The organism is Nocardia sp. NPDC006630 (genome assembly GCF_040611495.1).
In the GTDB taxonomy this organism is placed as follows: Bacteria; Actinomycetota; Actinomycetes; order Mycobacteriales; family Mycobacteriaceae; genus Nocardia.
Genome location: NZ_JBEXOK010000011.1, coordinates 224,827 through 250,094, shown reverse-complemented (window position 1 = coordinate 250,094; position 25,268 = coordinate 224,827). Strand labels below are relative to the sequence as shown.

The following is a 25,268-nucleotide window of genomic DNA, read 5'->3' as shown; positions in this document are numbered from 1 at the left end:
TGGCCGGCACAGTGCGGTGGAAGATCAACCGACCATGGCGATCCGAGGCTGGCTGAACGCCGCAATACCCCGACTCGGGACAGTCGGGAGCGAATCGACCCCACGCTGTGCCGCCGCGGAAGAGGTACGGCAGAGCGTCATATGAGTCAAGGCAGGGGCATCCATTCCGAAATGCTCCGTCTTCGTGGGCAATTCGCGCTCAGATGTATCACCACGTGAATCGCTCGGGGTGCTTCTCGGCTTCGGCCTGGACCTTTGCGAGTTGCGCGGCGAATAGCTCGGCATGTCCGCACTGCAGGCACACCACTGCGTGCAATGTCGAAAGCGGCAGCCCCCATTGCTGGCGGCCAAGAGGGTGTATTCCGATCAGGCCGCCTACACCGAGGTTGCCGACCTGGGGGCCGCCGCACAACTCACACCGGGGATGCCGTTGCCCTCGAGCTCTGGTGCCCTGTGGGTTGGACTGTGCCTGCTCGGGCGTCGAATCTGTCATGTTCGAGATCATTGCCGACGAGTGCGTAGCGCGCCTGCTGAACGAGCCTGGCCGGACGTCCACTTCTGTCGGAGGGCGCACGTCCGGGGCGGTGGATCCCCGGCTGGGCGGCGCTTTTCGCGGTGGATACGATTTCGATGTGAAGTGGTTCGGGGGCGGTCGAGCGAAAAGGCCACCGCGCGAGGATTTTCGGACAGTTTCGCATTTTGACGGGGTGGACGCATTCTCGTCGGTGTTGAGGTCGACAGATTCCGCTGGCATGACCGTGCGGGATCTGCTGGAGTCGGCGCGGCGCTTTTCGCGGATCCGGTTTCACACGCTGGTCGACGAACCCGGTGCCGACATGCTGAGGGTGTCGGGTTCTCGCACCTCGACCCTCACGAAGAACGGTTCGGTTCACGGGTATTACTTCCGCCTCTCCCGGAAGATCAAGGCGCGCACCGACCTTGGGCCCGGATGGCATGAGCCCGGACCGTACTGGCATTCGATCACGACCATCCTGCTGTACGACGCCTACGACGGCATCGAGCGTCCCGCCGAGTTCAGCAGCACGTGGTATGTCGATGGCGACATCTCGTTCGATCAGTGGATCGCGATCTTGCTCGAGGAACCAGCACTCGCTCACTTCTATGACCGCCCCGCACGCCTGGGGCAGGTGAGTATGGCGTCGGAGAACCCGAGCGCCGGCGTCGACGCCGAGTCCTGGGACGGCCGTTGGCGATTCACCGGCGGTGTTCTGCACACCGAGACGGCGCGAGCAACTCTCCCGGAGGTCGACTGGTTCGAGAAGTGGACCTACGCCCAATTTCACGGGAGCGATCAGCTCGTGCTTGCACTCGACACCGGGCAGCCGATGCACAGCGACGGTAGCTCAACCGGCAGTCGGCAGGGATTTGTCATGGTGCTGCAACTCGACCGGGACCGGGGGTGGGAGCTTGTCGCATTCGAATGGGGGCTCGAAAGCCGCGACCACGATGAGGATTTCGTGCCCGACGGTCTTGTCTGGGATCGCCGTGGCGTGCTGGCTTGGCTGTACCAGGGTGAGCTGCAGTGGCATGTCCGAAAGCCGGAACAGCAGCCGGTCACCCGCGACGAACCGCTCTATCTGAATAGTCTCGATTCCGATTTCGGGCTCACCGCCTACTCCGGCGAGCTGTACAACCTCGGGCACACCATGACCCTGGACGTGACCGGACGCATCCTCTCGATTTCCGATGCCGCCGGAATCCGCCTGATCAATGTCGATGAAAATACGCAGTCCGTCGACGGAGACGACTGGGAGCCGATACCTGAGGGCCTGATTTTTCACCATCGGTAGCCAACCTCGCCTGCGGTTTCGGCGCCACCGACGGACCGGCCTGAACCCTCTAAATCAGACTGCCGGGAGGTGAATGCGGCGCGTAACCGAGGGGGACGGTCGAGGAGCGCCGGTCAGCCTGTGTCACAGGCTGATCCGGCACCGAGGGGTCAGATGACGTTGGCTGCGATCAACAGGTCCCAGATCTCGCCCTGGTCGACGACCTGGACGCCGAGCTTTTCCGCTTTGGTCAGTTTGCTTTCGCCGACTCCCGCGCCGGTGATCAGCATGTCGGTGTTCGCCGAAACCGAGGATGCCGCTGTGGCACCGGCCTTTTCACACAGGCGCTGGAAGGTCGGGCGGGCGACCTTCTCGCCGGAGCGGGGGTCGCTGATGGCGCCGGTGATCACCACCGACTTGCCCTCCAGCGGTGCGCCAGCCGCGATGACCGGGGGGAGATCCTCCTCACGCACGTCCAGGGAGACGCCCGCCTCGCGGAGCCGCTCGAGTTCCGGGCGCAGGCGGGTGAGGTGGGCGACCAGGGAGGCGGCGACCTTCGGGCCGATATCCTCCACGGCCACAAGCTTTTCCTCGCCCGCGTCGGCGACCTCCTCGAGGGAGCCGAATCCGGCGCGGGCCAGGCGGGCGGCGGTGCCGTCGGAGGCCATCGGGATCGCCAGGCCGATCAGCGCGCGGCGCAGGCCGACCTCGCGGCTGGCGTCGATCGAATCGATCATGCGCGCGGCCGAGACCTCGCCCATGCGGTCGAATTCGAGCAGGCGCTCCTTGGTCAGCGTGTAGAAGTCCGAGGGGTTCTCCAGGATGCCCGCTTCGGCGAGACGTTCGATCCACACCCCGCCGATGGCATCGATATCCGCCGCCGCGCGCGAGGCCCAGTGGATCAGCCGCCGCACCGTCTGCGCGGGGCAGGCGACGTTGGTGCAGAACAGTTCTCGGCTATTGCCCTGCTCGGTGACCGGCTGCCCGCAGGAGGGGCAGACGGTCGGCGGCACGATCTCGCGCTCTTCGCCGGTGCGCTTGGAGGCGTCCAGCACACCCGCGACGAACGGGATCACATCGCCCGCGCGGCGTACCAGCACGGTGTCACCGACTCTGACATCGCGAGCGCGGATCACCTCCTGATTGGCCAGCGTCGCCTTGGTGACGGTGGTGCCGCCCACGAACACCGGCTCCAGCCAGGCGACCGGGACGATCTTGCCCGTCTTGCCGACATCCCAGACCACATCGGCCAGCAGTGTGGTCTTCTCCTCGGCGGCGAATTTGAATGCCAGCGCACCACGCGGGGAGTTCGACCGAATCCCGGCCGCCGCGTAGGCATCTCGATCGGCCAGCCGCAGCACCGCGCCATCGAGGTCGTAGTCCAGATCATTGCGACCCTGCTCGATCGCGGTGATCGCCGCCTGCGCCTGCTCGGCATCGGCGCAGAGCCGCATCTGCGCGCCCGCGACCCCCAGCGCCCGCAGACCCTCGCCGAGATCGACCGCGGCGCCGCCGTCCGAGGTATCCAGGTCGAAGCCGAAGAACTGCAACCGGCGCTCGGAGACCGTGGCCGGATCCTTCGCCCGCAGCGTGCCCGCCGCGGCATTGCGCGGATTGATCAGCGGTTTGTCCGGATGCGCCGTGTTGTAGGCGACGAAGGTCGAACGCAGCATGACCGCCTCACCGCGCACCTCCACCCGCCCCGGGACGTCGATCCGCTCGGGCACACCGTCCACCAGGGCGCGGACCAGCATGGTCACATCGTCACCGGTGGTGCCGTCGCCCCGGGTGATGGCCCGCACCAGCCGCCCGTCCTCGTAGACCAGGGCCAGGGACAGGCCGTCGAGCTTCGGCATCACCACCACCGACTGTCCGGGGAAGCGGCCGAAGAACGCCGCGACCTGCTCCGGCTTGGTCGACTTCTCGAGCGACAGCATCGGGCGCGAATGCCGGATCGGCGCGTGCAGCACCGCGGGCGCGCCGACCTGCTCCAGCGGATTCGGATCCGGTGCGAGCTCCGGGTGCGCCTCGATCAGACCGCGTAGCTCGTCCTCGATCGCGTCGTACTCGGCGTCCGCGACCAGTGGCGCGCCCTGGTAGTAGCCGTCGCGCAGCGCCACGATGCGGTCCGCGAGCTCTTGGATGTGTTCACCGGTTTCCACGGCACAGACGCTACCGATACCCACTGACACCTGCGCGCACTGACGCGGCGCGGGCCGCATCGACGGTCAGCCGTGTTCGGGCAGCACCGTGAAATGCCGGACGGTGCCCGACAGCCCGGGAAGTTCGGCAGTCGGCGTCCAGGTGCGGAAGTTGTCATGGCTGTCGCTGTAGAGATATTCGCCGTCGTCATAGGCGTCGAAGTAGATCCGCCAGCCGCCACCGGGCAGCGGAATGACGCACTGGCCTTCCCGCGGCGATCCCCACCCCGCCCAATCCCCGGTCTGCACAAAGGAATACCGCCCGCGCAGCTGATCCGAAACGGCGAGTTCGACGAACTTGGTCTGCTCGTCCTTGGTGAAGGCGTAGTACTGACCGCGATGCAGCACCACGGTGGTGTCGATATAGCCGTATCCGGTATCGGCCTTCGGACCGAGTCCCACCATCGGGGTCAGCGGCGTCCACGATCGCAGCCCCGGATCGGTGGCGGTCATCAGATGCGGAGTGAAGCGAACCCCGTCCGACAGCGAGACCAGCACATTGACTTCGCCATTCGAGTCGATGAACCACTCCGGCGCCCACGTCGAGGTCACGCCCGCCACATCGACCTGATAGTCGTCGAGGTGCGTCCAGCTGACCCGATCGTCGCTACGCGCGAATCCGATGGTCTGCCCCTCCCACCCCGTCGTATAGGTGAGGTAATAGCGCCCGTCGGTATGCCGGATCAGACTCGGATCCCGCAGCAGCCCGCTCGGCGGCTGATACGCCGATCCCCGCAGCAACTGAAAATTGGTGGCATCGGTGGATTCGTACACATACAGATCGGATTCACTCGCATTCGTGAACGCCGTCATCGTGTACCGCACGGTAGCCCGCCCCGGCTGCGTGAGCCCCGGATCACCCACCGCCCGCCCTGCGGCCAGCCCGTACAGCGGCACACTCCCGGCCAAAGCCAGCACGAATCTTCGACTAACCGCCATCCGCCGAATTATTCCTGCCCATTCGCCACAAAGTAGCCGACACACCGATTGGTATACCAGCGTCTCGGACTCCACCGTGTGACCGCCGGTGGCATTCCGCATCCCCTCACGAATGCGGAATGCCACGAGCCCGGCTACTGCGTTCCCGGCTTCAGGGCCCGTTCGACGAACTGATTCGTATAGGTGGCGTTCAGGTCGATGCGGTCGCGCACCGGCTGCACATTGCGGGAGTACCGGCCCAGGATCCGCAGGACATTGTCGGCGCCTTCGCGTTTCATGAGTCCGTCGCCGTTGAACATGCTGATGGAATCGCGGACCGATTGGACGTAGAGCTTGGGGTCGCCGCCGGCGTACTGCGAGGGCATTTCGGCGGCGATCTCCTCGGGGCTGTGGGTTTTGATCCACTGCAGGGTCTGCACGAACGAGGTGACCAGCTTCTGGACGATGTCGGGGTGGTTGTCCACGGTCTCGCACCGCATGTACAGGGAGGCAGCGGGATACAGGCCGCCGAGTGCGGCGCGGGTGCCCTGTTCATTGCGCATATCGACGAGCACCCGGGCGTCACCCGCGCTGACCATTTTGGCGACCGTCGGATCGGTGGTCATGCCGGCGTCGATGCCATTGTGGTTCATTCCGGCGATGAAGGTCTGTCCCGCACCGACTTTCACCCGGGTGTAGTCGGAGGTGCCCAGCCCTTCCTGCCCGGCCAGGGCCTGGGTCAGGAAGTCGGTGGACGAACCCAGTGAGGTGACGCCGAGATTGCGGCCCTTGAAGTCCTCGGGGGAGCGGATGGTTGCCGCATCCGAGGTGGAGACCAGCTCCACCTCGCCGGGAACATCGGCGAATTGCACTACGGTGCGCAGGCATTGGTCCTTGGCCTGCAAATCGATGGTGTGGTCGTAGAACCCGACCACGGCCTGCACATCGCCGGTGAGCAGCGCGGTTTCGGCGGTCGCCCCGGACTGTTCGCCGAGCAGCTGCACATCGATGTCATTGCGTTCGAAATTGCCCAGCTTCTGAGTGAGCATGGCGGGCAGGTAGATCACCTTCTCCAGCCCGCCGACCATGATGGTGAGCTGCGGCCGCCCGTTCGCGACGGGAATGGCCCGGGAATCACGGCAGCCGGTCACCAGCAGCAGCGAGGAGACGGCGAGCAGTACGAGCGCGAGAGTTCTGCGATGTCTCATGCTCACACCCCGTGACCCGAAGAGGCCTGCGACGGACGCCATTTCAGCAGCCGGTTCTCGGCCAGTCCGATCAGCCATTCGGCCACCAGCGCCACCACGGTGATGACGATCATGCCCGCATAGATCCCAGCCGCATCGAAGGTGCCCTGCGCATTGGAGATGAGCAGCCCCAAACCCTTGCTGGCGCCGGCGTATTCACCGACGACCGCGCCGATGAGCGCAAAACCGAAGGCGGTGTGCAGGCTGGACAGAATCCAGGTGGTGGCGCTCGGCAGCACGATGGAGGTCAGCACCTGCCACTTGGACGCGCCCAGGATTCGTGCGTTGTCGATGACATTGCCGTCCACCTCACGTGCGCCGGTGAAGGCATTGAAGAACACCGCGAAGAACACCAGCACCACCACGGTCGCCACCTTGGAGCTGAGCCCCAGCCCGAACCAGATGATGAACAGCGATGCCAGCACAATGCGCGGAACGGCATTGAGCGCCTTGATGAACGGCGCCAGCACCTCCGCCCAGTACCGGCTACGACCCAGCAGTACACCCAGCACCACACCGGCAACGGTGCCGATGACGAAGCCGAGCACGGCCTCCTGCACGGTGGTGTAGAGCTGCAGCCAGATGGAACCGAATTGTGTTCCGTCGGTGAACCATTCGTAGAGCCGATCCCAGATGAGCGAGGGCTTGGAGTAGAAGAACGGGTCGATCCACAGCGAAGCGGTCAACTCCCATGAACCCAGCCACAGCGCGATCAGCAGTACCCGCAGCCCCCAGGTGCGGATCTTCTCCTTGCGTGCCTGCGTGCGGACCCGCGCGAGAATCTGCGCCTCGGTCTCGAATTCCGGTGTGAAGGTGGCGGTTTGCGCTACGACATCAAGCGACACGGGAGGCTCCCTTACTGCGAGCTGCCTCGACCTGATCGCGCAGCGTTTCCCAAATTTCCTTGTAGAGATCGCGGAACTCCTCGGTGAGCCGCACCTCCTCGACATTGCGCGGCCGCTCCAGCGTGACGGTGAAATCGCCGCACACCGTGGCGGGGGAGGCGGTCATGACGACCACCCGATCGGCGAGCGAAATCGCCTCTTCCAGATCGTGAGTCACGAAGATGACCGCCGCATCGGTCCCGGACCACACCCGCAGCAGCTCGTCCTGCATGAGCTGCCGGGTCTGCACATCGAGCGCGCTGAACGGCTCGTCCATGAGAATGATCTCGGGATTGTTGACCAGCGTCTGCGCCAGCGAAACCCGTTTGCGCATACCGCCGGAGAGCTGATGTGGGTAGTAACCCTCGAACCCGCCGAGGCCGACCGTGCGCACCCATTCGGCGGCCCGTGCCCGCGCCTGCTTCTTCGATGCGCCCCGGAAGTGCGGTCCAAGCGCCACATTGTCGAGCACGCTCTTCCACGGCAGCACGGCATCCTGCTGGAACATATAGCCGACGCCGTCCGGAATGCCGCGCACATCCGCGCCGCGCACCAGAGTGCGGCCGGCCGAGGCGGGTTCGAGTCCGGAGACCAGTGAGAGGGTGGTCGATTTGCCGCAGCCGGTCGGTCCGACCACGGCGACGAATTCGCCGGGGGCGACCGTGAAGTTCAGGTCGCGCACCGCGGTGTGAATGCCGCCATTGGTGCCCGGAAAGCGCTTGGTCGCGCCTCTCAGTTCGATCAATGGCTCGCCGCGGTCGAGGGGCGGTGGGGTCATCGCTTGCTCCTGCTTTCGTGCCGCTCGGGGTGTGTGCTGCGGCATTGGAGAGAAGCTACGTGGCCCGGGTCACACCGCATGTGGTTGTGCGCGCTACCCGCACAAGCGGCGATTCGACCGTTTTGCGCATTCTGCTCAGGCGTTTGCGGGCCGTTCTCTACACTGTGGCCCGTGTTCTCGCTCGGCCCCCGCTCGGTTCGCCTCCGGACCCAGATCGTGCTGTTGCAGGTCGCGGTGGTGGGTGTGACCGTCGGCCTGGCCTTCGGCGTGTTCGCCTATATCGGCAATCAGCGATTGTCCGGCGAATACGGTGAGCGCGCCCTCGCGATCGCCCGCACCGTCGCCTCCGAACCCGATGTGCGCGCCGAGGTCGAGCACTACGCCGACTTCTCGTTGCAACCCGGGCCGCAGCTGCAGAGCGATCTCGCCGACGGCCCACTGCAGCGCATCGCCGCTGACGCCCGGCTGCGCACGAGCGCATTGTTCGTGGTCATCACCGATGACGCGGGCCTGCGCCTGGCGCATCCGGAGCGTGCCCGGCTCGGCGAAATGGTCAGCACCGACCCCTCCAGGGCGCTGGCGGGCGGCGAGGTGGTCATTCGCGAACACGGCACCCTCGGCGAATCGGTGCGCGCCAAAGTGCCGGTGCTGCAACCCGGTACCGGACGCGTGGTCGGTGAGGTCAGTGTCGGCATCTCGACGACGGCGGTGCGCGAACAGCTGCTGCGCGACCTCCGCCGATCCGGGCTGCTGATCGCCGGGGCGCTGTGCGCGGGCATTGCCGGGTCGGTGTTGCTGGCACGTCGCTGGCATGGTTTGACCCTCGGCCTGGAACCCGCCGAATTGGCGGAACTGGTGCGCGAGCAGGATGCCGTACTGCACGGCATCGGCGAGGGCGTGGTCGCCGCCGATACCGCCTGGCGCGTCACCGTCGTCAATGACGAAGCCCGCCGGCTGCTCGGCATCGAGGCCTCCCCCGGACACGATATCGACGATCTCGGCCTGACTCCGCGTGTGCTGCAGGCGTTCCGCGCCGCCGACGGCCAACTGGTGCAGGCGGCGGTGGGCGAGCGCATCGTGGTGGTGACCGCCCGCAGCGTGCTCCGCGACGGCCGCCCCCTCGGCGCGGTACTGAGCGTCCGCGACCGCACCGATGTGGAATCCCTTACCCGCCAACTGGATGCGGTCCGCTCCCTGAGCACCGTGCTGCGCGCCCAGCGCCACGAATTCGCCAATCGCCTGCACCTGCTGAACGGACTGCTGCACACCGGCCGGGCCGAGGAGGCCTCCCACTACCTCGCCGATCTCCTGGGCACCGGCCCCCTCGGCGCAGTCCTGCCCGGCATAGACGCCGTGACCGACCCCTACCTGCAAGCCTTCCTCGCCGCCAAGGCCGCGCACGCCCGCGAACAGGGCGTCCGCCTCCGCCTCGGCCCCAACAACTGGGTGAACGCGAATCTCGCAGCCCCCGTGGATGTCACGACCGTCCTCGGCAACCTCCTCGACAATGCCATCGAAGCCGCCCGCCTCGGCGCGGCCGGGCAGGTCGCCGCCGGGGGCGCGAACCCCACGACTGCCGCGAGCGTAGCGCCCGTTGCACCCGGTGATGCCGAGCCCGCTGCACACCGTGATGCTGAGCCCGCTGTGGGCGGAGATGCCGAGCCCGCGCGCGGTGGGTTTGAGTCCGCTACTGGCGGCGATGCTGCACCCGCTGTGGTGGAGCTGGAGTTGGTGCAGGAGGGGGAGACGCTGCATATCGCGGTCGCAGACAGTGGGGGCGGGGTGGCGGCCGAGCTGGTGGATTCGGTGTTCGCAGAAGGGGTTTCGACCCGTTCCGGGGAGGGTGTGCCCGGTGGTCGCGGGGTCGGACTGGCATTGTCGCGGCAGGTCGCGAGAGCGCGCGGCGGCGATGTCCTGCTGGCCGATCCGGGTGGTACGGCCCGGCCCGGCGCGGCGGAGCCGGAGGTGCCCGTCGAGAAGGCTTTGCGGGGAGCGGAATTCATTGCCCGGTTGCCGGGTGTGCTGACAGAGGGAGAGCCCGCGTGGGCGCTGGAGAGCTGAATGTACTGGTGGTCGACGACGACTTCCGGGTGGCCAATCTGCATGCCGGAATCGTCTCGGCGCTACCGGGTTTCACCGTCGGCACGGTCGCGAATACACTCGCCGCCGCGCGCGCGGCCATTGCCGCGACGGCGTTCGATCTGGCACTGGTCGATGTCTATCTCCCCGACGGCTCCGGCGTCGATCTGGTCCGTGAGATCCGCTTCGATGCCATGATGCTCACCGCCGCAATCGAATCCGAGACCGTCCGCGCGGCACTGTCCGCAGGCGCTCTCGGCTACCTGGTGAAGCCCTTCGATCATGCCGCCCTGGCGGCCCGCCTGGCCGGATACGCCCGCTACCGGCGAATTCTGTCGGCGCCGGAAATCGCGTCCGCGGATGTGGACGCCGCCCTCCTGGCCCTGCGCCAGACCACCGCCACCGGCGCCGCGGCGCAGCCTGCCGCACTCGCCTCACCCACGAAAGATCTGGTGCTGCAGGCCGTTCGACGCGCCGACGCCCCCATGTCAGCCGCCCAGGTAGCCCTCGCCATCGGCATTTCCCGCGCCACCGCCCAGCGCTACCTCGCCGCCCTGGTCGGCGCCGGCGGCCTGCGCATGCAATTGCGCTACGGCAGCACCGGCCGCCCCGAACAGGAATACTCCGCCGGACCGACCCGCTGAGCGCTGCTGTCTGCACCGCCGACCGTCAGCCGGTCGCTGTGACCCCTGCCACTCGAATATTGGCGAATCGGGGGACGTATGGCTAGCGTCGAAGGGGTGGCGATGCTCCTGTCGGCCGACTTGCACCGGTCCAGGGTCGGGATCGTCACTCACACAGGAGAATTCCCATAACTATTCAGTTCAACCACACCATTGTCGGATGCAAGGCCAATCGGGAAACCGCCGAATTCTGGGCGGAGATCCTCGGATTGGAGGTGGGGGCCGAGTGGGGACCGTTCATTCCGCTGCAAGTCGGGAACGGTGTCACCTTCGATTTCGCGAATGTGCCGCCGGATCTGCCCGGTGGCATTCACCCCACGCACTACGCCTTCCTGGTCTCCGAGGACGAATTCGATTCGGCCTATAAGAAGATCACCGATCACCGGATCACCTACTGGGCCGATCCGCACGGCCGGGCCGAAGGCGAGATCAACCATAACGACGGTGGCCGCGGTATCTACTTCCAGGATCCCAACGGCCACTATATGGAGCTGATCACCGTTCCGTACGGTGGCTGGCCGCAGCGGTAAACACCTGATGCTGCACTGGGCGTGGGTCTTTCACGCCGAAGCGGCCACGCCCAGTGACAGCGCACCGATGAACTTCGGCGAGCCCTTCTCGTAGAACTGATCGACCGCGCGCACCTCGAAACCGGTGTCCTCGATCAGCCCGCGAATATCGCGATCCAGATGGCAGCCGCCGAACAATTTTTGCTGCACCGGATTCAACCGGTGCTGCCACACCTGCACCCCGGGATCCGGCGCCAGCCCGTGCTCGACAAAATGAAATGTCCCGCCCGGCACCAGTACTCGGCGAATCTCCGACAGCGCCGCATGCACATCGGGAATGGTGCACAGCGTCCAGGTGGACAGCGCGGATTCGAAGCTATTGTCCTCGAACGGCAATGCCTGCCCGTCCAATCCCGCCCGCTCCACCGGAACGGCGGACGCCGCGATCCGCCCGCTCGCCATTTTCCAGCCGAGACCCACCGGTTCGACCGCGCTCACCGACTTCACCACGGCGGGATAGAACGGCACATTGCGCCCGGATCCGAATCCGATCTCGACCACGCGCCCGCTGAGCCCGGCGCAGACGCGTTTGCGCACCGGATCCAGGAACTTCGCCCCGCAGGACAGATCGATGATCCGGGGCAGCACCTGATTCTCGTAGATTCCCACGTCACCACTCTCCCAATGAAATGTCGCCCGCGCCAATGCCCGCCCCGTCATCCCGGCATGTTGCCGGCCGGGACCCACACCTGTGCGCTACCGCGGCGGGAAGCGCTTGGTCAGCCATGCGGTGACATAACTCAGCACCTGCGGGTCGATGGTCGTCTCGATGGTGGCGTACTCACTGGGCAGCCCCGTATTCGCGGGCTGCATGAGGTGATTGAGTCCGTCGAAGACCTGCACGGTGGCATCCGGATCGGCGGCCAGCAGACTGCGCATGGGCCCTTCGCTCTGCGCCGCCGGAACCTGCAGATCCTTGGTGCCGTACATGGCGAGCACCGGAACGCGCAGCGCCGAAAGCGCCGGTGCCGGATCGTAATTGATGAGCGCGGCCATATACGGCGTCACCAGGGTGTCGATGGTCTCGCCCGAAGCCCGCTGATCGGCGGGCAGGCTGTCATTGTGCTGCTGCGCATAGATTTTCGCGGCACCCAGATCACCGTTGCGAATAATGCTGGTGAGCCCCGAGATATAGCCGACCTGCGCGGCCACGGCTTCGGGCGAGGCGCCCGAGGCGGTCAGGATCAGCCGATTCTGTTCGAGCAGGACATCCGCTCCGGACACCGCCGGCCCGGCCTGCAGAATCGCGAAGGCCACACCGCTGTCGGGCCGCGAGGCATACAGCGGCGCAAGGTATCCGCCCTCACTGTGCCCCAGCAAACCGATGCGTGTGCCGTCGATGTCCGCGCGCCCGTGCAGGAACGCCACGCCCGCGCCGATATCGTCGGTCAGGTCCTGATAGCTGGCGGCGGCGAGATCCCCGCCGGTGCCGCCGACCCCGCGATCATCGGTGCGCAGCACCGCATATCCGGCCCGGGTCAGGGTGTCCGCCCACAGCAGGAACGGCTTGTGCCCCAGGATTTCCTCATTGCGATCCTGCGCCCCGCTGCCGGTGATGAGCAGCATCGCCGGATGCGGCCCGCCGGTCTGCGGCTCGGTGAGCGTGCCCGCGATGGTGATGCTCCCGCTGCGGTAGCTGACATCCTCGGACTTGTACGGCCACGGCGGCTTCGGCTCCTGCGGCCGCGCCACCCCGGCCACCTGCCCCCGGGTCAGCGTCAGCGGCAAGGTTTTCCCGGACTGCGTGAAATCGCCCTTGATACTGTCCGAGGCCTTGTCGTACTTCCCCTTGAAGGCCGGCTGCCCGGGGAACTCCGGGATCGAGAACTCGACCTGATCCACATCATTGCGCACCGCGCTCAACTGCTTGTGCGACACGTTCTGCGCCGGAATCTCGATCGAACCCTTGCCGTCGGTGGTGAAGTTGACACCGATCGCGAGCGGCTGACCAGGCACTTCGATATTTCCGTGCCAGTCCCCGGTCACGTACGTCTGTGCGGGCTGCGTACTCGAGCAGCCCGCCATCGCGAGCACGACCACAACGAACAGGCCCAGCGAAAGCGACCGCAGTACGCGCATTCTCCGAGCGTACGCGCGGGTAACACCGGCATTACCGATTCGACACCGTAAATAACCTCTGGGTCCCGGCCGGTAACTCTCGTGGTCATCCCATTGCCCTCGGTGCTGCGCGCCTCGTACCTTGGATCAGTGAGCAATGTCGCTACCGCCCCGGCGCTCGCGGATCTACCCACCGGTGTGGGCGGGTTCGCGACCCCCGAATTCGGGCCCCTGGTACGTACTTTCGCGCGAATGATGGGCGGTCACCCGGGCGCCGGCGGTGCGCTCTCGGTGCATCTGCACGGCGTGCCGCTGGTCGATGCCTGGATCGGTGAGGCCGCGCCCGCCACCGCATGGGGCGCCGATACCGGCGCCGTGGTCTTCTCCGCCACCAAAGGCATTGCGGCCACGGTGATTCACCGTCTCGCCGACCGCGGCCTGCTCGACTACGACACCCCTGTCGCCGCCTACTGGCCCGAATTCGCGGCCAATGGCAAGGAGCGAATCACGGTGCGGCAGCTGCTGTCCCATCGTGCGGGCCTGTCCGGCCTGCCTGAGATCGCCCGCGGCCTGGACGATATTCTGGACCACCGCCTGATGGAGCAGCGCCTCGCCGCCGCGAAACCCGATCACCTGCTGAACATTCCGACCTATCACGCCCTGACCTTCGGCTGGCTGCTGGCGGGTCTGGCCCGCGCCGTCACCGGTCGCGGCATGGCCGAGCTGTTCCGCACCGAGATCGCCGAACCGCTCGGCACCGACGGCATCCACCTGGGCCGCCCGCCGGCCGGAGCCGCCACCACCGCGGCCGAATTGCAGGGCAGTCGCCTCGCGGCCGTGGGCACCACCTACGTCTCGCTGTTCCTGGGCCGTGCCTATGGTCTTCCGGGCGCACTGGGTGCGGCGACCCGCGCCCTGTTCCTGCCCGGCCTGGAGGAGTTCGTCGACGGTGACAATCCGCCGATCCTGGAGACCGAGCTCCCCGCGGGCAATGGCGTGTGCACCGCCAGCGGTCTGGCCACCCTCTACGGTGCGCTGGCCAACGGCGGTATGAGCAACGGCCACCGCTTCCTGTCGCCGCAGACCATCAAGACCATGCGGCATATCGAGACCTACCGCCTCGATCACGCGCTCTTCTATTTCCCCATGCTCTGGCATATGGGCTACCACTCGCTGCCCATGCCGGGCGCCCGCGCCGGTTTCGGCCATATCGGCCTGGGCGGTTCCTTCGGCTGGGCCGACCCTCAGCAGGGACTTTCCGTCGGATTCGTCCACAATCGGCTCTCGCTGGCGGCTCTCACCTCCGATCAGATCGCCTCGGCCTGGGTGCTGCCGCTGGCGGTCCGGGGCGCCCGCGCGACACGCCGTACCACCGCAGTACCGAGCCGCCGCGCGGCCTGAGCCGGGGGCGCGGCAGACTGGGGTCGTGTCTGGACTACCTCTCGGTGCTGTGATCTGTGCCTTCGTGGCGGCCCTGTTGTTCGCGGTCTCGGCCGTGGCGCAGCAGCAGGCCGCCTCCGAAGTGCCCGACGGCGATGCCCTCATGCGCTCGCTCATTCGCAGCCCGCGGTGGTGGGCCGGAATGATCGGCGACGGAGGCGGATTCGCCTTCCAGGTCGCGGCGCTGGCCATGGGGTCGGTGCTCATCGTGCAGCCGATCCTGGTGAGCGCCCTGGTTTTCGCGCTGCCGCTGGCCGCCCGCTACAGCGGCCGCAAGACCACCCCGGCCATGTGGCTGACGGCACTGGCGCTGTCGATGGCGCTGGCGGTCTTCCTTATTGTGGGCGATCCCACCCCGGGCCTCACCCATGCGCGACTGCACCGCTGGGTGCTGCCGCTGCTGGTGATCTTCCTGCTGGTCGCGGCGGCGCTGGTGGTCTCCCGCATGGCGAAAACCTCTGCGCTGCGCGCACTTATGCTCGGTGCGGCGGGCGGCACCCTGGTCGGCGTCTCGGCGGCGCTGACCGAATACGTGACCCAGCTGTTCGAGCGCAATATCGGCCATGCCCTCACCAGTTGGGAGCTGTACCTGCTGATCGCGACCGGCCTCTGCGGCGTCTACCTCCAGCAGGTCGGCTATCAGGCCGGTTCGCTGGCGGCCTGCCTGCCCGCCTTTACAGTCGCCGAACCTCTGGTCGCGGCCTTTGTCGGCATCACCGTGCTCGATGAGCGGCTGCGAAGCGGACCGATCGGCACCGTCTTCGTCCTGATCTCCGTGGTCACCATGTGTGTCGCCGCTGTGGTACTGTCCCGCGCTCAAGTGGGCGACCCGCTCGAAAACCTCGATCCGGAGCCGGTTTCCCCGCGCTCGCAGTGAAGTCCACCACGACACGCAAAGTCGCCACGCCGCCCGCGGAAGCTGTTGTCGGTGCCAGGACCTAACATGTGTCTTCGTGTCGGGATCATTCGTTCACCTCCATAACCACACCGAGTACTCGATGCTCGATGGCGCGGCGAAGATCACGCCACTGTTCAAAGAGGCGCAGCGGCTGGACATGACCGCCGTCGGCATGACCGACCACGGAAACATGTACGGCGCTTCGGAGTTCTACAACTCCGCCAAGAAGCAGGGCATCAAGCCGATCATCGGCATCGAGGCGTACATCGCGCCCGAGTCCCGCTTCAACACCAAGCGCGTGCGGTGGGGCGACCCGTCGCAGAAGAGCGATGACATCTCCGGCTCGGGCGCCTACACCCATATGACCATGGTCGCGGAGAACGCGACCGGTCTGCGGAACCTCTTCAAACTGTCCTCGCTGGCCTCGATCGAGGGCCAGCTCGGCAAGTGGGCGCGTATGGACGCCGACATCATCGCCGAGCACGCGGCGGGCATCATCGCCACCACCGGCTGCCCCTCCGGCGAGGTGCAGACCCGTCTGCGCCTGGGCCAGGAGCGCGAGGCGCTGGAGGCCGCGGCGAAGTGGCAGGAGATCTTCGGCCCGGAGAACTTCTTCCTCGAGGTCATGGATCACGGCCTGTCCATCGAGACGCGGGTCCGCGAGGGCCTGCTCATGGTCGGCCGCGAGCTGGGCATTCCGCCGCTGGCCACCAATGACTGCCACTACGTGCACGAGACCGACTCCGCCAACCATGAAGCGCTGCTGTGCATCCAGACCGGTAAGACGCTGTCGGATCCCACCCGCTTCAAGTTCGACGGCAGCGGCTACTACCTCAAGTCCGCCGCGGAGATGCGCGCCATCTGGGACGCGGAAGTCCCTGGGGCCTGCGACAATACGGTCCTCATCGGTGAGCGCGTGCAGTCCTACGACGAGGTGTGGGAGCACCGCGACCGCATGCCGATCTTCCCGGTGCCCGAGGGGGAGACCCAGGGCAGCTGGCTGCGGCACGAGGTCATGAAGGGGCTGGATCGCCGGTTCCCGAGAGGCATTCCGCCGGAGTACATGCCGCGCGCCGACTTCGAGCTCGACGTCATTATCGAAATGGGCTTCCCGGCCTACTTCCTCATCGTCGCCGACCTCATCACCTATGCCCGCTCGGTCGGCATCCACGTCGGACCGGGCCGTGGTTCGGCCGCCGGTTCGCTGGTCGCCTACTCCATGGGCATCACCAATATCGACCCCATCCCGCACGGGCTGCTCTTCGAGCGCTTCCTCAATCCCGAGCGCGTGTCCATGCCCGATATCGATATCGACTTCGATGATCGCCGCCGCGGTGAGATGGTCCGCTACGCCACCGATAAGTGGGGCAGCGACCGGGTCGCGCAGGTCATCACCTTCGGTACCATTAAAACCAAAGCGGCGCTGAAGGATTCGGCCCGCGTACAGTTCGGCCAGCCGGGTTTCGCCATTGCGGACCAGATTTCGAAGGCGCTGCCGCCGCCGATCATGGCCAAGGACATTCCGCTCTCGGGCATCATGGATCCCGAGCACGAGCGGTACAAAGAGGCCGCCGAGGTCCGGGAGCTCATCAATACCAACCCGGATGTCAACAAGATCTACGAGACGGCGCGCGGTCTCGAGGGCCTGATCCGCAATGCCGGCGTACACGCCTGCGCGGTCATCATGTCGAGCGAGCCGCTCACCGATGCGATCCCGGTCTGGAAGCGCGCGCAGGACGGCGCCATCATCACCGGCTGGGACTACCCGTCGTGTGAGGCCATCGGCCTGTTGAAGATGGACTTCCTGGGCCTGCGCAACCTCACCGTCATCGGTGACGCGCTGGTCAATATGAAGAACAACCGCGGCATCGATCTCGACCTGGACACGCTGCCGCTGGAAGACGCGCCGACCTACGAATTGCTCGCGCGCGGAGACACTCTCGGCGTCTTCCAGCTCGACGGCGGCGCCATGCGCGATCTGCTGCGCCGCATGCAGCCCACCGGCTTCGACGATATCGTCGCCGTGCTCGCGCTGTATCGCCCAGGCCCCATGGGCATGAACGCCCACAATGACTACGCCGACCGTAAGAACGGGCGGCAAGAGGTCAAACCCATCCATCCGGAGCTCGAAGAGCCCCTGAAGGTCATCCTGGGCGATACCTACGGCCTGATCGTGTATCAGGAACAGATCATGCAGATCGCGCAGAAGGTCGCCGGCTACTCGCTCGGCCGAGCCGATATTCTGCGCCGCGCCATGGGTAAGAAGAAGGCCTCGGTCCTGGAGGCCGAATTCGAGGGCTTCGAAGCGGGCATGATGGCCAACGGCTTCTCCAAGCCGGCCATCAAGGCGCTGTGGGACACCATTCTTCCGTTCGCCGGTTACGCGTTCAACAAATCGCATGCCGCCGGCTACGGCCTGGTCTCCTTCTGGACCGCGTACCTCAAGGCCAACTATCCGGCCGAGTACATGGCCGGTCTGCTCACCTCCGTCGGTGACGACAAGGACAAGGCCGCGATCTATCTGGCCGACTGCCGCCGCCTGGGCATTCAGGTGCTGCCGCCGGACGTCAATGAATCCCAGGTCGAATTCGCTTCCGTCGGTGGCGATATCCGCTTCGGTATGGGCGCGGTGCGCAATGTCGGTGCGGCCGTGGTGGGTTCGATCATCACCGCGCGCAAGGAGAAGGGGAAGTTCACCGACTTCTCCGACTACCTGAACAAGGTCGACGCCGCCGCCTGCTCCAAGAAGGTCATCGAATCTCTCATCAAGGCAGGCGCTTTCGATTCGCTCGGGCATCCGCGCAAGGGTCTGCTGCTGATTCACTCCGATGCCATCGACGCGGTCATGTCCACCAAGAAGGCCGAGGCCATCGGCCAGTTCGACCTCTTCGGCGGCCTGGACGACGATGATTCGATGGCCAGCGTCTTCAATGTGAAGGTGCCCGACGAGGAGTGGGAGACCAAGCACAAGCTGGCCCTCGAGCGCGAAATGCTGGGCCTGTACGTCTCCGGGCATCCGCTCAACGGCGTCGAGCATGTGCTTGCGGCACAGTCGGATACGCAGATCCCGACCATTCTGGAAGGCGACGTCAAGGACGGCCAGCAGGTCACCATCGGCGGCATCTTCGCCAGCGTCACCCGCCGCGTCAATAAGAACGGCCTGGCCTGGGCCTCGGCGCAGCTGGAGGACCTCAGCGGTGGTATCGAGGTGCTGTTCTTCCCGCAGTCCTATTCGGTCTACGGCATGGATGTCACCGAGGACGCCATCGTCCTGGTGAAGGCCCGCGTCTCCGCGCGCGATGACCGCATCTCGCTGATCGCGAACGACCTTATCGTGCCGGATCTTTCGTCCATCGGCGTGGACAAGCCGATGTCGGTGATCATCCCGACCCGGCTGTGCACCCCGGACAAGATCGGCGCGCTCAAGCGGGTCCTGAGCAGCCATCCGGGCACCGCCGACGTCCACATCCGCCACGTCGGTTCCCGCGAGCGCACCACACTCCTGAAAGTGGCTGACAACCTGCGAGTTTCACCGTCCTCGGCGCTCATGGGCGACCTCAAAGCACTGCTCGGCCCGGGCTGCCTCGCAGGCTGACCACGGTCCGAACCCGTCACTCCGGCACGCCTCGGCCGGGATCCACATCTGCCAGTGTGGATCCCGGCCAAACGCACGCCGGAATGACGGGTACAGCATGCCGGGATGACGGGTATACATTTCAGGTTGCGTGGTGTTTGCCGACGGCGGCGGTAGGGTGCCGGGAGAGACTTCTTCACCATCCCGGCGTGTAGTTGCTCCCTCGTCATCCCGGCGCGCTTTCGGCCGGGATCCACGGTGCTCGGACCGGAGGTTTGTCCATGGTGGCTTTCCCGCGCGTGCGTATCCTGGCCGCGCTGGCGGCCACTGCTCTGCTCGCCGCCTGCTCGCACAGTGGCCCCCATTCGGTCGTGACCACCTCACTGCCACAGCAGGTCACGATGGGAGCACCTGCTGCCGAGGCCGTGGTCGGCGCGACTCCGCAGGGGCTGACGCTGCGCGGACGGCCGTGGTGGCCCGCCGGATTCAACGGTCCGCAGTTCGCCACCCGCTACTCGGTGAACTTCGGGTGCGGGGCCGAGGTGAATCTCGACGACTTCTTCAGCAAGGTGCCGGAGAATTCGCTGACCCGATTCACCATGTTCCAGGCGCTCGCGGTGAACAAGAACACCGGGGTGCTCGATTTCACCGCCGCGGACGCGGTATTCGCCGCGGCCGAGCGGCACGGGCGCATGATCCTGCCGGTGCTGGGCGCGCAGACCGGCGATTGCGGTGACGAGATCTTCAAACAGCGCCAGTGGTTCGTGGACGGCTGGACCGAGTTCACTCCGATTCACGGCCGAATGGTCATGAGTTTCAGCGATTGGCTGCGTACGGCCATCGGCCGCTGGCGCAGCTCGTCGGCGGTAGCCGGATGGGAACTCATCGGCGAGCCGGAGCCGAGTATCTGCCGCAGTAGCCAATGCGATCTGCGGGTGCGTACCTGCCCGAAGGACGCCGCGCAGGTACTGCGCACATTCATGGACGAGGCCGGGAGGATTCCGCGTGAGCTCGACCCCGCACGGCTGATCTTCGCGGGTTATGTCGGCGGCAGCCAGTGCGGTACCGCCGGCGAGGACTTCCGCTATGTCAGCCAATCGCCGAACGTGGACGTCGTCGAGTATCACGACTATTCCGAGGCGGACACCCCGCTGCCCAATGGGCCCAATAGTGGTCTGGGCCGTCGTCTGGTGCAGGCGCGAGAGCTGGGAAAACCACTGCTGGTGGCCGAGATCGGTGAGAATGCCGGATCATGCGAAAGTCTGGACGAGCGGCGCACCCGAATGGAGCGCCGCATTTCCGGCCAGCGCGCCGCCGGCTCGGCCGGAGCGCTGATCTGGGCATTCGTACCCGACCCGCGCCCGGACCGGTGCACCTACGATGTCGGCCCCGACGACCCGCTGTGGTCCCTGGTCGCCGCCGCGACCACGCTCGGCTGAGCGTTCAGCTGCCGATCACCCGATACAGCCGCCAGTTCGGCGACCCCGCACCGTCATTGGGAATCTCCAGCTCCAGGGTGGCGATCTGCGCACCGTTCTCGTACATGCTGGGATATCGCCGATTCACCGCATCGGAGGTGCCGCGTCCCGAATTGGGCACTGCCAGAATATATTTGACATTGCGTTCGGCGGGACGGTTGAGCACTCGGACAAAATCGCGATCCGACGGGATGACATAGCGGTCGGGCTGGTCGGAGGCGACCAGCACCGCGAAGCCGTACACGGTATCCATCACCACCGAACCGGGCGGCAGGTGCAGGGCGTCGATATAGTCCGCCAGCTTCCGGCCGGTGCTGAAGGTCGCGGCAATGCGCGCCTGATCGGCGTACCTGGCGGAGGCATTGCCGGGATCAGGGAAGAGCACCGCGCCGAGCGCGTACTCCTGAACGGCCATGAGCTGGTTGCTCATTCCCAGCGTTGTCACGGGGAGTGAGGCCACCAGCGCGGCCGCCGCCACCGCCGCGCCGACTGAGCCGCGCGCCGCACGTGACGGTGCTGTGGCCTCAGGGCTATCCGGACTGTCCGCATACCGTCCGAGCCGGCGACTCGGCGGGAACCCGCGTGCGGGCGGTACGAGCAGCACCAGGATTGCGGCGAGGGGAATGACAGCCACATAGAACCGCAGGAAGGCGAAGGTGGAACCGGTTGCGTAACTGAGTATCTGGAAGGCCAGCACCGCTCCGCACAGCAGTATCGGCACCGCGACCTGCAGATCGCGCCGCCGCACCGCCAGCGCGGCCGTCACCGGCAGCAGCAGCGGCAGTACGGGCGCGAGAATCAGCATGGCCCCGAGCGAATACTGCAGCGCCGCAAAGGGATGCTCCGGCGCCGCCGCACCCGACTGGGCGAGAATGGCGGTATTGCCGTACTGCGAGGTGAACTGCTGAAACGCCTCCCCGGTGATCAGCCAGCTGGTGGCCGCCCACACCACGAACGCCAGCACCACCGGCGCGATGACCAGCGTCAGATCCATTGCCGCACCGGAGAATCGGAATTCGTCGTGCCGCTGCCGGTAGTAGCTCAGTGCGAACACCACCAGTGCCGCGGCCGCCGCCGGGGCCAATGCGTCGTACCGCGTCAGATATCCGAGCCCGAGCGCGATACCGCAGGCGACCAGATCGTGCACGCCGTCGGTGCGCACCCAGCGCATGAGCCGCCGCACCGCCCAGCACAGGCAGAACAGGAACAGCGCCTCGCTCATACCGTTGCCGCCGTAGAAGACCACCATCGGATTGAGCGCGAACACCGCGGTCACGAGGACGCAGAGCCAGTGCGGCGCACCGCGATCGGTGCCGATGCCCCAGATCATGACCACCGCCCCAGCCATGAACAGCGCCGTCATCAGCACTCCGGACAGCCCCCAGCGGGTGATCCCCGGAAACCACGGCGAGAACGCCACGAACGGCAGCTGCGCCAGCGAGGTGAGCGGTGTGAAGACGAAGCCGATGGCCGACAGGTGCGGATCCCGGCTGAACAGCGCCGACTGCGTGGCCGACACCCGGCTCAGGGCATCACCCATCAGATATCCGCGCCCGGCGGTCACGAACGCGCCCGTGAGCAGATACAGCAGCGCGGATCCGGCGAAGATCAGCCGGGGCGCCCGGACAGCGCTCAGCGAGAACCTGGCGGTGTTCACCGACCACCTGGCCGGGCCGACCGATACCCCGGCGGCGCTCACTCGGCCTCCTTCGTGGTGCCGAGCCCGTGGAAGGTCTTCTCCCAGTACGACGGATTGCGCACCAGCTGCCAGCACCCCTTGGTCGAGGCCACCGCCATGAGCAGCCAGTACGCCGGTGAGGTCAGACAGGCCAGCAGCAGATCGGGCCGATCGTTCTCCCGGCAGGCGACCAGATTCATGTACACCGTCGCGGCATTGCCGAGCACCAGCACCAGCAGCGCCGGGAAGTAGACCGCGGCCGGGAACACCTTCTCGATGATTCCGGGCTGGCCGAAAATCCAGGTCAGCGTGATGAACCAGAACAGCAGATTGAGGCAGGCGATGATCGGCGTGCCCGCGAGAATGAGCGTGAACCGCAGGAACCCGACGGGACCGATCTTGCGCCACAGCTGCACCGGCCGCCGCGCGTGCACCAGCCAGCTCTGCAGATAGCCCTTGTACCAGCGGGAGCGCTGCCGAATCCAGTTGATCGGATCCGGATTCGCCTCCTCCAGCGTGGTGGAATCGATGACGGCGGTGGAGTATCCGCGCGCCGCGATGCGCACGCCGAGATCGGCATCCTCGGTGACGTTGTACGGATCCCACGCCCCGATATCGATGAGCACATTGCGCCGGAAGTGATTCGAGGTGCCGCCCAGCGGAATCGGCGAACTACTGCGCATGAGCCCCGGCAGCAGGAACCCGAACCACAGCCCGTAATCCATGGTGAACCAGGCGGTCAGCAGATTCTGGCGAGCATTGTGGAAGGCCAGTTTGGCCTGGATGCAGACGACCGAGCGCGGCAGATCACCGAAAGCCGCTACGACACGGCGCAATTGCAGTGGTTCCGGAATATCCTCGGCGTCGTAGATGGTGACGATATCGCCGGTCGCCGCATGCAGTCCGTAGTTGCACGCCTTCGGCTTGGTGCGCGGATCGGCGGCCGGCACCAGCACGATGGTGATGTGTTCACTTCCGGCGGAACCGATTCCGGCGCGGTGGGCGGCTCCGATGGTGGGGGAGTCGTCCTCCTCCAGCAGCAGGAGCGCCTGCAATCGATCACGCGGATAGTCGATCCCGTTCAGGGCCGCGATGAGATCGCCGACCACCTCGGGTTCCCCGTACGCCGGAACCAGAATCGTGTAGGGCGGTAGCCGATCATCGGGGAGCGCGCGTGCCCGCTCATCGTCCACCGTCAGAATGGCGTCGCGCGCCATGCCGCGGGTGAAGATCAGCACCCGGTCCACGATGACCGCCAGATAACCCAGGGTGCAGGCCGCGACCAGCACGATCACTGTCGGCATCGGCGCGAGCAGTACGCACACCACGACGATCAGCAGCGCTGCCAGCAGCGTATTGCGTTGCCACGGCAGGAAAGCCACCGAGGCGGAGGCCATCGGATTCTTCTCGCGCAATCCGTGCACCGCCACGTGCAGCGCCCGGGTGCGCTCCGATTCGGTGGCCAGCCCCGGCAGTTCGCCCGTCATCCCCCGGCTCCGATCCGCACCATCTCGGTGGCCACCGCCAGCAGCATCGCGTCGTCCTTGACGTCGTAATCGATATCGCCCGAGGCGTTTTCGGGGTCGAGGGTCACCGCATTGCCGCGCAGGAACTGATGCAGCAGATTGTCCAGATTGCTGACCGCCCACGGTTCCGGCTGCGGGAATTCGGCATCAGGCAGATGATTGTCCGCGGCAATGAGGCTGACCCGCTGCGCACCACCTGTGCCCTGCCAGTTCCAGCTCAGCCAGGTCCAGCTCAGCAGTCGCCGATCGTCCAGCACGGTATTGAGCCGCGCGGACACCCCGTGTCCCAGATCGACTCGGATGCCGGGGGTTACGCGTGGCTGGTTCAGGTGGTACATCGTGAATTCGGGATACCGGTCGACATTGTGCGGGCTGTCGGATCGCACGATATCGACCACCAGCCGCCGTCGCCGGGATTCCTTGTCCCAGTCCGGGTTTCCGCGCACCGCCCGGATCTTCTGCCGGGTCCAGGTGGTGTCCGGGCCGAAATATTTGGTGACCCAGGGGAAATGCCGTTCGTCGAGCAGTTGCCAGCCCGGTGGGGCGGCGAGCGTTTCGGTGACGACGAGTCCCGGAATGTGCGGACTGGGCGCCTTGTACTCCGACGGCACCGGTATGAGGGCGAACAATCCCGCCGCGACCACCGCCACCACCGTCGCACTGCGTGATTCCGCCGCTGTCAGCGGCCGCACGGGCCGGTTCAGCGGTCGCACCGTCGACCAGTCACGGTGGTGGAAGTACATGATCGTCGTGGATACGTACACGGCCATGATGGGCGGGATGAGCTGATAAACCAGTACTGTCGCGGCAGGGAACCACACCGTGAGCACGCCCAGTGCCATCATTCCCGTCGCGAGGGCGATGGCAGCGCCGGCGAGCGCACGCCGGCGGGTCCGTCCCGCGCCGATGGCCGCGGCGATGGCGGCGAACATCACGATGACCACACCGCTCGCGAGTTTGCTTCCGCCCAGCGCGACCACCCAGCCCCGATAGAACGGCGGGAAACTCGCGAGCGTCAGCAACCAGGCCGGCCAGAAGCGGAACACCGGCCGCAGCCCGAACATGAGAACGCTCACGCTCATCAGGAACATCGGCGCCGCAACCAGATCCAGGTGCAGGACCTCGTACTCGTAGCGGTAGCGCAGCACCAGCAGTCCCATGGGCACGGCCGCGAAACCCAGCCCGAGCAGCCCGATGATGATGTCGGACTGCCGGTCGTAAATGGGCAGCTCGTCGTGATGCCGCAGTGCGATGCCGATGGCCGCGAAGAGCGCGAGCACCGGCAGCGTGATCACATAACCGATATCCGAGCCCTGCTCCAGATCCTCGATCAGCTCGAACCACAGACTCCAGAACGCCACCGCGGTGCAGCCGATGACAACGGCGAACCGGAGCACGGTGAGCCATGGCACGGTGCTCCGCGCGGGCCGCTGCGGTGCGGGCGATTCGACAGTGACCGTCATTCGC

The 25,268-nt window shown here is 66.2% G+C and carries 18 protein-coding genes; 8 read left to right on the top strand and 10 right to left on the bottom strand.

The features are described from left to right. Nucleotides 1-491 precede the first annotated feature (491 nt). Nucleotides 492-1,811: a hypothetical protein gene (locus ABZX86_RS31685; RefSeq protein ID WP_355128711.1), complete on the top strand. Its 1,320-nt coding sequence runs from the start codon at nucleotides 492-494 to the stop codon at nucleotides 1,809-1,811. A gap of 149 nt (nucleotides 1,812-1,960) precedes the next feature. On the opposite strand, the gene ligA is transcribed toward ABZX86_RS31685, so the two are convergent. The 5 genes from ligA to ABZX86_RS31660 form a co-directional block, all read right to left on the bottom strand. Next, nucleotides 1,961-3,952, bottom strand: a complete 1,992-nt coding sequence (gene ligA, locus ABZX86_RS31680) for an NAD-dependent DNA ligase LigA (RefSeq protein ID WP_355128709.1) — start codon at nucleotides 3,950-3,952, stop codon at nucleotides 1,961-1,963. Between the two features lie 66 nt (nucleotides 3,953-4,018). Further along, nucleotides 4,019-4,930: a glycoside hydrolase family 43 protein gene (locus tag ABZX86_RS31675; protein WP_355128707.1), complete on the bottom strand. Its 912-nt coding sequence runs from the start codon at nucleotides 4,928-4,930 to the stop codon at nucleotides 4,019-4,021. A 134-nt stretch (nucleotides 4,931-5,064) separates the two neighbouring features. Continuing rightward, nucleotides 5,065-6,117: an ABC transporter substrate-binding protein gene (locus ABZX86_RS31670; RefSeq protein WP_355128705.1), complete on the bottom strand. Its 1,053-nt coding sequence runs from the start codon at nucleotides 6,115-6,117 to the stop codon at nucleotides 5,065-5,067. A 2-nt stretch (nucleotides 6,118-6,119) separates the two neighbouring features. After that, nucleotides 6,120-7,001 carry an ABC transporter permease gene (locus ABZX86_RS31665; protein ID WP_355128703.1) on the bottom strand — a complete coding sequence of 294 codons (882 nt, stop codon included), beginning with the start codon at nucleotides 6,999-7,001 and terminating at the stop codon, nucleotides 6,120-6,122. Then, entirely contained in the window at nucleotides 6,991-7,818 is an 828-nt protein-coding gene (locus ABZX86_RS31660; RefSeq protein ID WP_355128701.1) for an ABC transporter ATP-binding protein, read from the bottom strand. Before ABZX86_RS31660 ends, ABZX86_RS31665 begins: the two co-directional genes overlap by 11 nt. A gap of 171 nt (nucleotides 7,819-7,989) precedes the next feature. Between ABZX86_RS31660 and ABZX86_RS31655 the strand changes: the two genes are divergently transcribed. The 3 genes from ABZX86_RS31655 to ABZX86_RS31645 all read left to right on the top strand — a co-directional run bounded on the left by ABZX86_RS31655 (nucleotide 7,990) and on the right by ABZX86_RS31645 (nucleotide 11,110). Beyond that, nucleotides 7,990-9,879, top strand: a complete 1,890-nt coding sequence (locus ABZX86_RS31655) for an ATP-binding protein (RefSeq protein WP_355128699.1) — start codon at nucleotides 7,990-7,992, stop codon at nucleotides 9,877-9,879. Further along, the gene (locus tag ABZX86_RS31650; RefSeq protein ID WP_355128697.1) at nucleotides 9,861-10,541 is read left to right on the top strand and encodes a response regulator; all 681 of its coding nucleotides are present in this window, start codon (nucleotides 9,861-9,863) and stop codon (nucleotides 10,539-10,541) included. Before ABZX86_RS31655 ends, ABZX86_RS31650 begins: the two co-directional genes overlap by 19 nt. A 167-nt stretch (nucleotides 10,542-10,708) precedes the next feature. After that, on the top strand, nucleotides 10,709-11,110 hold the full coding sequence (locus ABZX86_RS31645) for a VOC family protein (RefSeq protein ID WP_355128961.1): 402 nt from the start codon (nucleotides 10,709-10,711) through the stop codon (nucleotides 11,108-11,110). 30 nt (nucleotides 11,111-11,140) lie between these two features. Here ABZX86_RS31645 and ABZX86_RS31640 read toward each other — a convergent pair whose 3' ends face one another. Next, nucleotides 11,141-11,758 carry a class I SAM-dependent methyltransferase gene (locus tag ABZX86_RS31640; RefSeq protein WP_355128695.1) on the bottom strand — a complete coding sequence of 206 codons (618 nt, stop codon included), beginning with the start codon at nucleotides 11,756-11,758 and terminating at the stop codon, nucleotides 11,141-11,143. 87 nt (nucleotides 11,759-11,845) lie between these two features. After that, nucleotides 11,846-13,228 carry an alpha/beta fold hydrolase gene (locus ABZX86_RS31635; RefSeq protein WP_355128693.1) on the bottom strand — a complete coding sequence of 461 codons (1,383 nt, stop codon included), beginning with the start codon at nucleotides 13,226-13,228 and terminating at the stop codon, nucleotides 11,846-11,848. A 129-nt stretch (nucleotides 13,229-13,357) separates the two neighbouring features. On the opposite strand from ABZX86_RS31635, the gene ABZX86_RS31630 reads away from it, so the two are divergent. The 4 genes from ABZX86_RS31630 to ABZX86_RS31615 all read left to right on the top strand — a co-directional run bounded on the left by ABZX86_RS31630 (nucleotide 13,358) and on the right by ABZX86_RS31615 (nucleotide 20,558). Next, complete coding sequence (locus ABZX86_RS31630) at nucleotides 13,358-14,608, top strand: serine hydrolase domain-containing protein (RefSeq protein WP_355128691.1); 1,251 nt, start codon at nucleotides 13,358-13,360, stop codon at nucleotides 14,606-14,608. Between the two features lie 25 nt (nucleotides 14,609-14,633). After that, a complete protein-coding gene (locus ABZX86_RS31625; RefSeq protein ID WP_355128690.1) occupies nucleotides 14,634-15,524 on the top strand; it encodes a DMT family transporter in 891 nt (296 codons plus the stop codon). Nucleotides 15,525-15,600: 76 nt separating this feature from the next. Beyond that, complete coding sequence (gene dnaE / locus ABZX86_RS31620; RefSeq protein WP_355128688.1) at nucleotides 15,601-19,140, top strand: DNA polymerase III subunit alpha; 3,540 nt, start codon at nucleotides 15,601-15,603, stop codon at nucleotides 19,138-19,140. Between the two features lie 260 nt (nucleotides 19,141-19,400). Beyond that, complete coding sequence (locus ABZX86_RS31615) at nucleotides 19,401-20,558, top strand: beta-mannosidase (RefSeq protein WP_355128686.1); 1,158 nt, start codon at nucleotides 19,401-19,403, stop codon at nucleotides 20,556-20,558. Between the two features lie 4 nt (nucleotides 20,559-20,562). Here the strand turns inward: ABZX86_RS31615 and ABZX86_RS31610 are convergent, their stop codons facing one another. From ABZX86_RS31610 to ABZX86_RS31600, 3 genes are read right to left on the bottom strand one after another with little or no spacing between them, the layout of a single operon-like run. Continuing rightward, nucleotides 20,563-22,296, bottom strand: a complete 1,734-nt coding sequence (locus ABZX86_RS31610) for a glycosyltransferase family 39 protein (protein WP_355128684.1) — start codon at nucleotides 22,294-22,296, stop codon at nucleotides 20,563-20,565. After that, nucleotides 22,293-23,762 carry a glycosyltransferase gene (locus ABZX86_RS31605; RefSeq protein ID WP_355128682.1) on the bottom strand — a complete coding sequence of 490 codons (1,470 nt, stop codon included), beginning with the start codon at nucleotides 23,760-23,762 and terminating at the stop codon, nucleotides 22,293-22,295. The genes ABZX86_RS31610 and ABZX86_RS31605 overlap by 4 nt, the downstream gene beginning before the upstream one ends. After that, nucleotides 23,759-25,264: a hypothetical protein gene (locus ABZX86_RS31600; protein WP_355128680.1), complete on the bottom strand. Its 1,506-nt coding sequence runs from the start codon at nucleotides 25,262-25,264 to the stop codon at nucleotides 23,759-23,761. Before ABZX86_RS31600 ends, ABZX86_RS31605 begins: the two co-directional genes overlap by 4 nt. Nucleotides 25,265-25,268: the final 4 nt, after the last annotated feature.

Excerpts from the sequence above, each read along its gene's own strand:
- ABZX86_RS31685 (WP_355128711.1), top strand. The coding sequence starts at position 492 with ATGTTCGAGATCATTGCCGACGAGTGCGTAGCGCGCCTGCTGAACGAG.
- ABZX86_RS31675 (WP_355128707.1), bottom strand. The coding sequence starts at position 4,930 with ATGGCGGTTAGTCGAAGATTCGTGCTGGCTTTGGCCGGGAGTGTGCCG.
- ABZX86_RS31670 (WP_355128705.1), bottom strand. The coding sequence starts at position 6,117 with ATGAGACATCGCAGAACTCTCGCGCTCGTACTGCTCGCCGTCTCCTCG.
- ABZX86_RS31660 (WP_355128701.1), bottom strand. The coding sequence starts at position 7,818 with ATGACCCCACCGCCCCTCGACCGCGGCGAGCCATTGATCGAACTGAGA.
- ABZX86_RS31635 (WP_355128693.1), bottom strand. The coding sequence starts at position 13,228 with ATGCGCGTACTGCGGTCGCTTTCGCTGGGCCTGTTCGTTGTGGTCGTG.
- ABZX86_RS31615 (WP_355128686.1), top strand. The coding sequence starts at position 19,401 with ATGGTGGCTTTCCCGCGCGTGCGTATCCTGGCCGCGCTGGCGGCCACT.
- ABZX86_RS31605 (WP_355128682.1), bottom strand. The coding sequence starts at position 23,762 with ATGACGGGCGAACTGCCGGGGCTGGCCACCGAATCGGAGCGCACCCGG.
- ABZX86_RS31600 (WP_355128680.1), bottom strand. The coding sequence starts at position 25,264 with ATGACGGTCACTGTCGAATCGCCCGCACCGCAGCGGCCCGCGCGGAGC.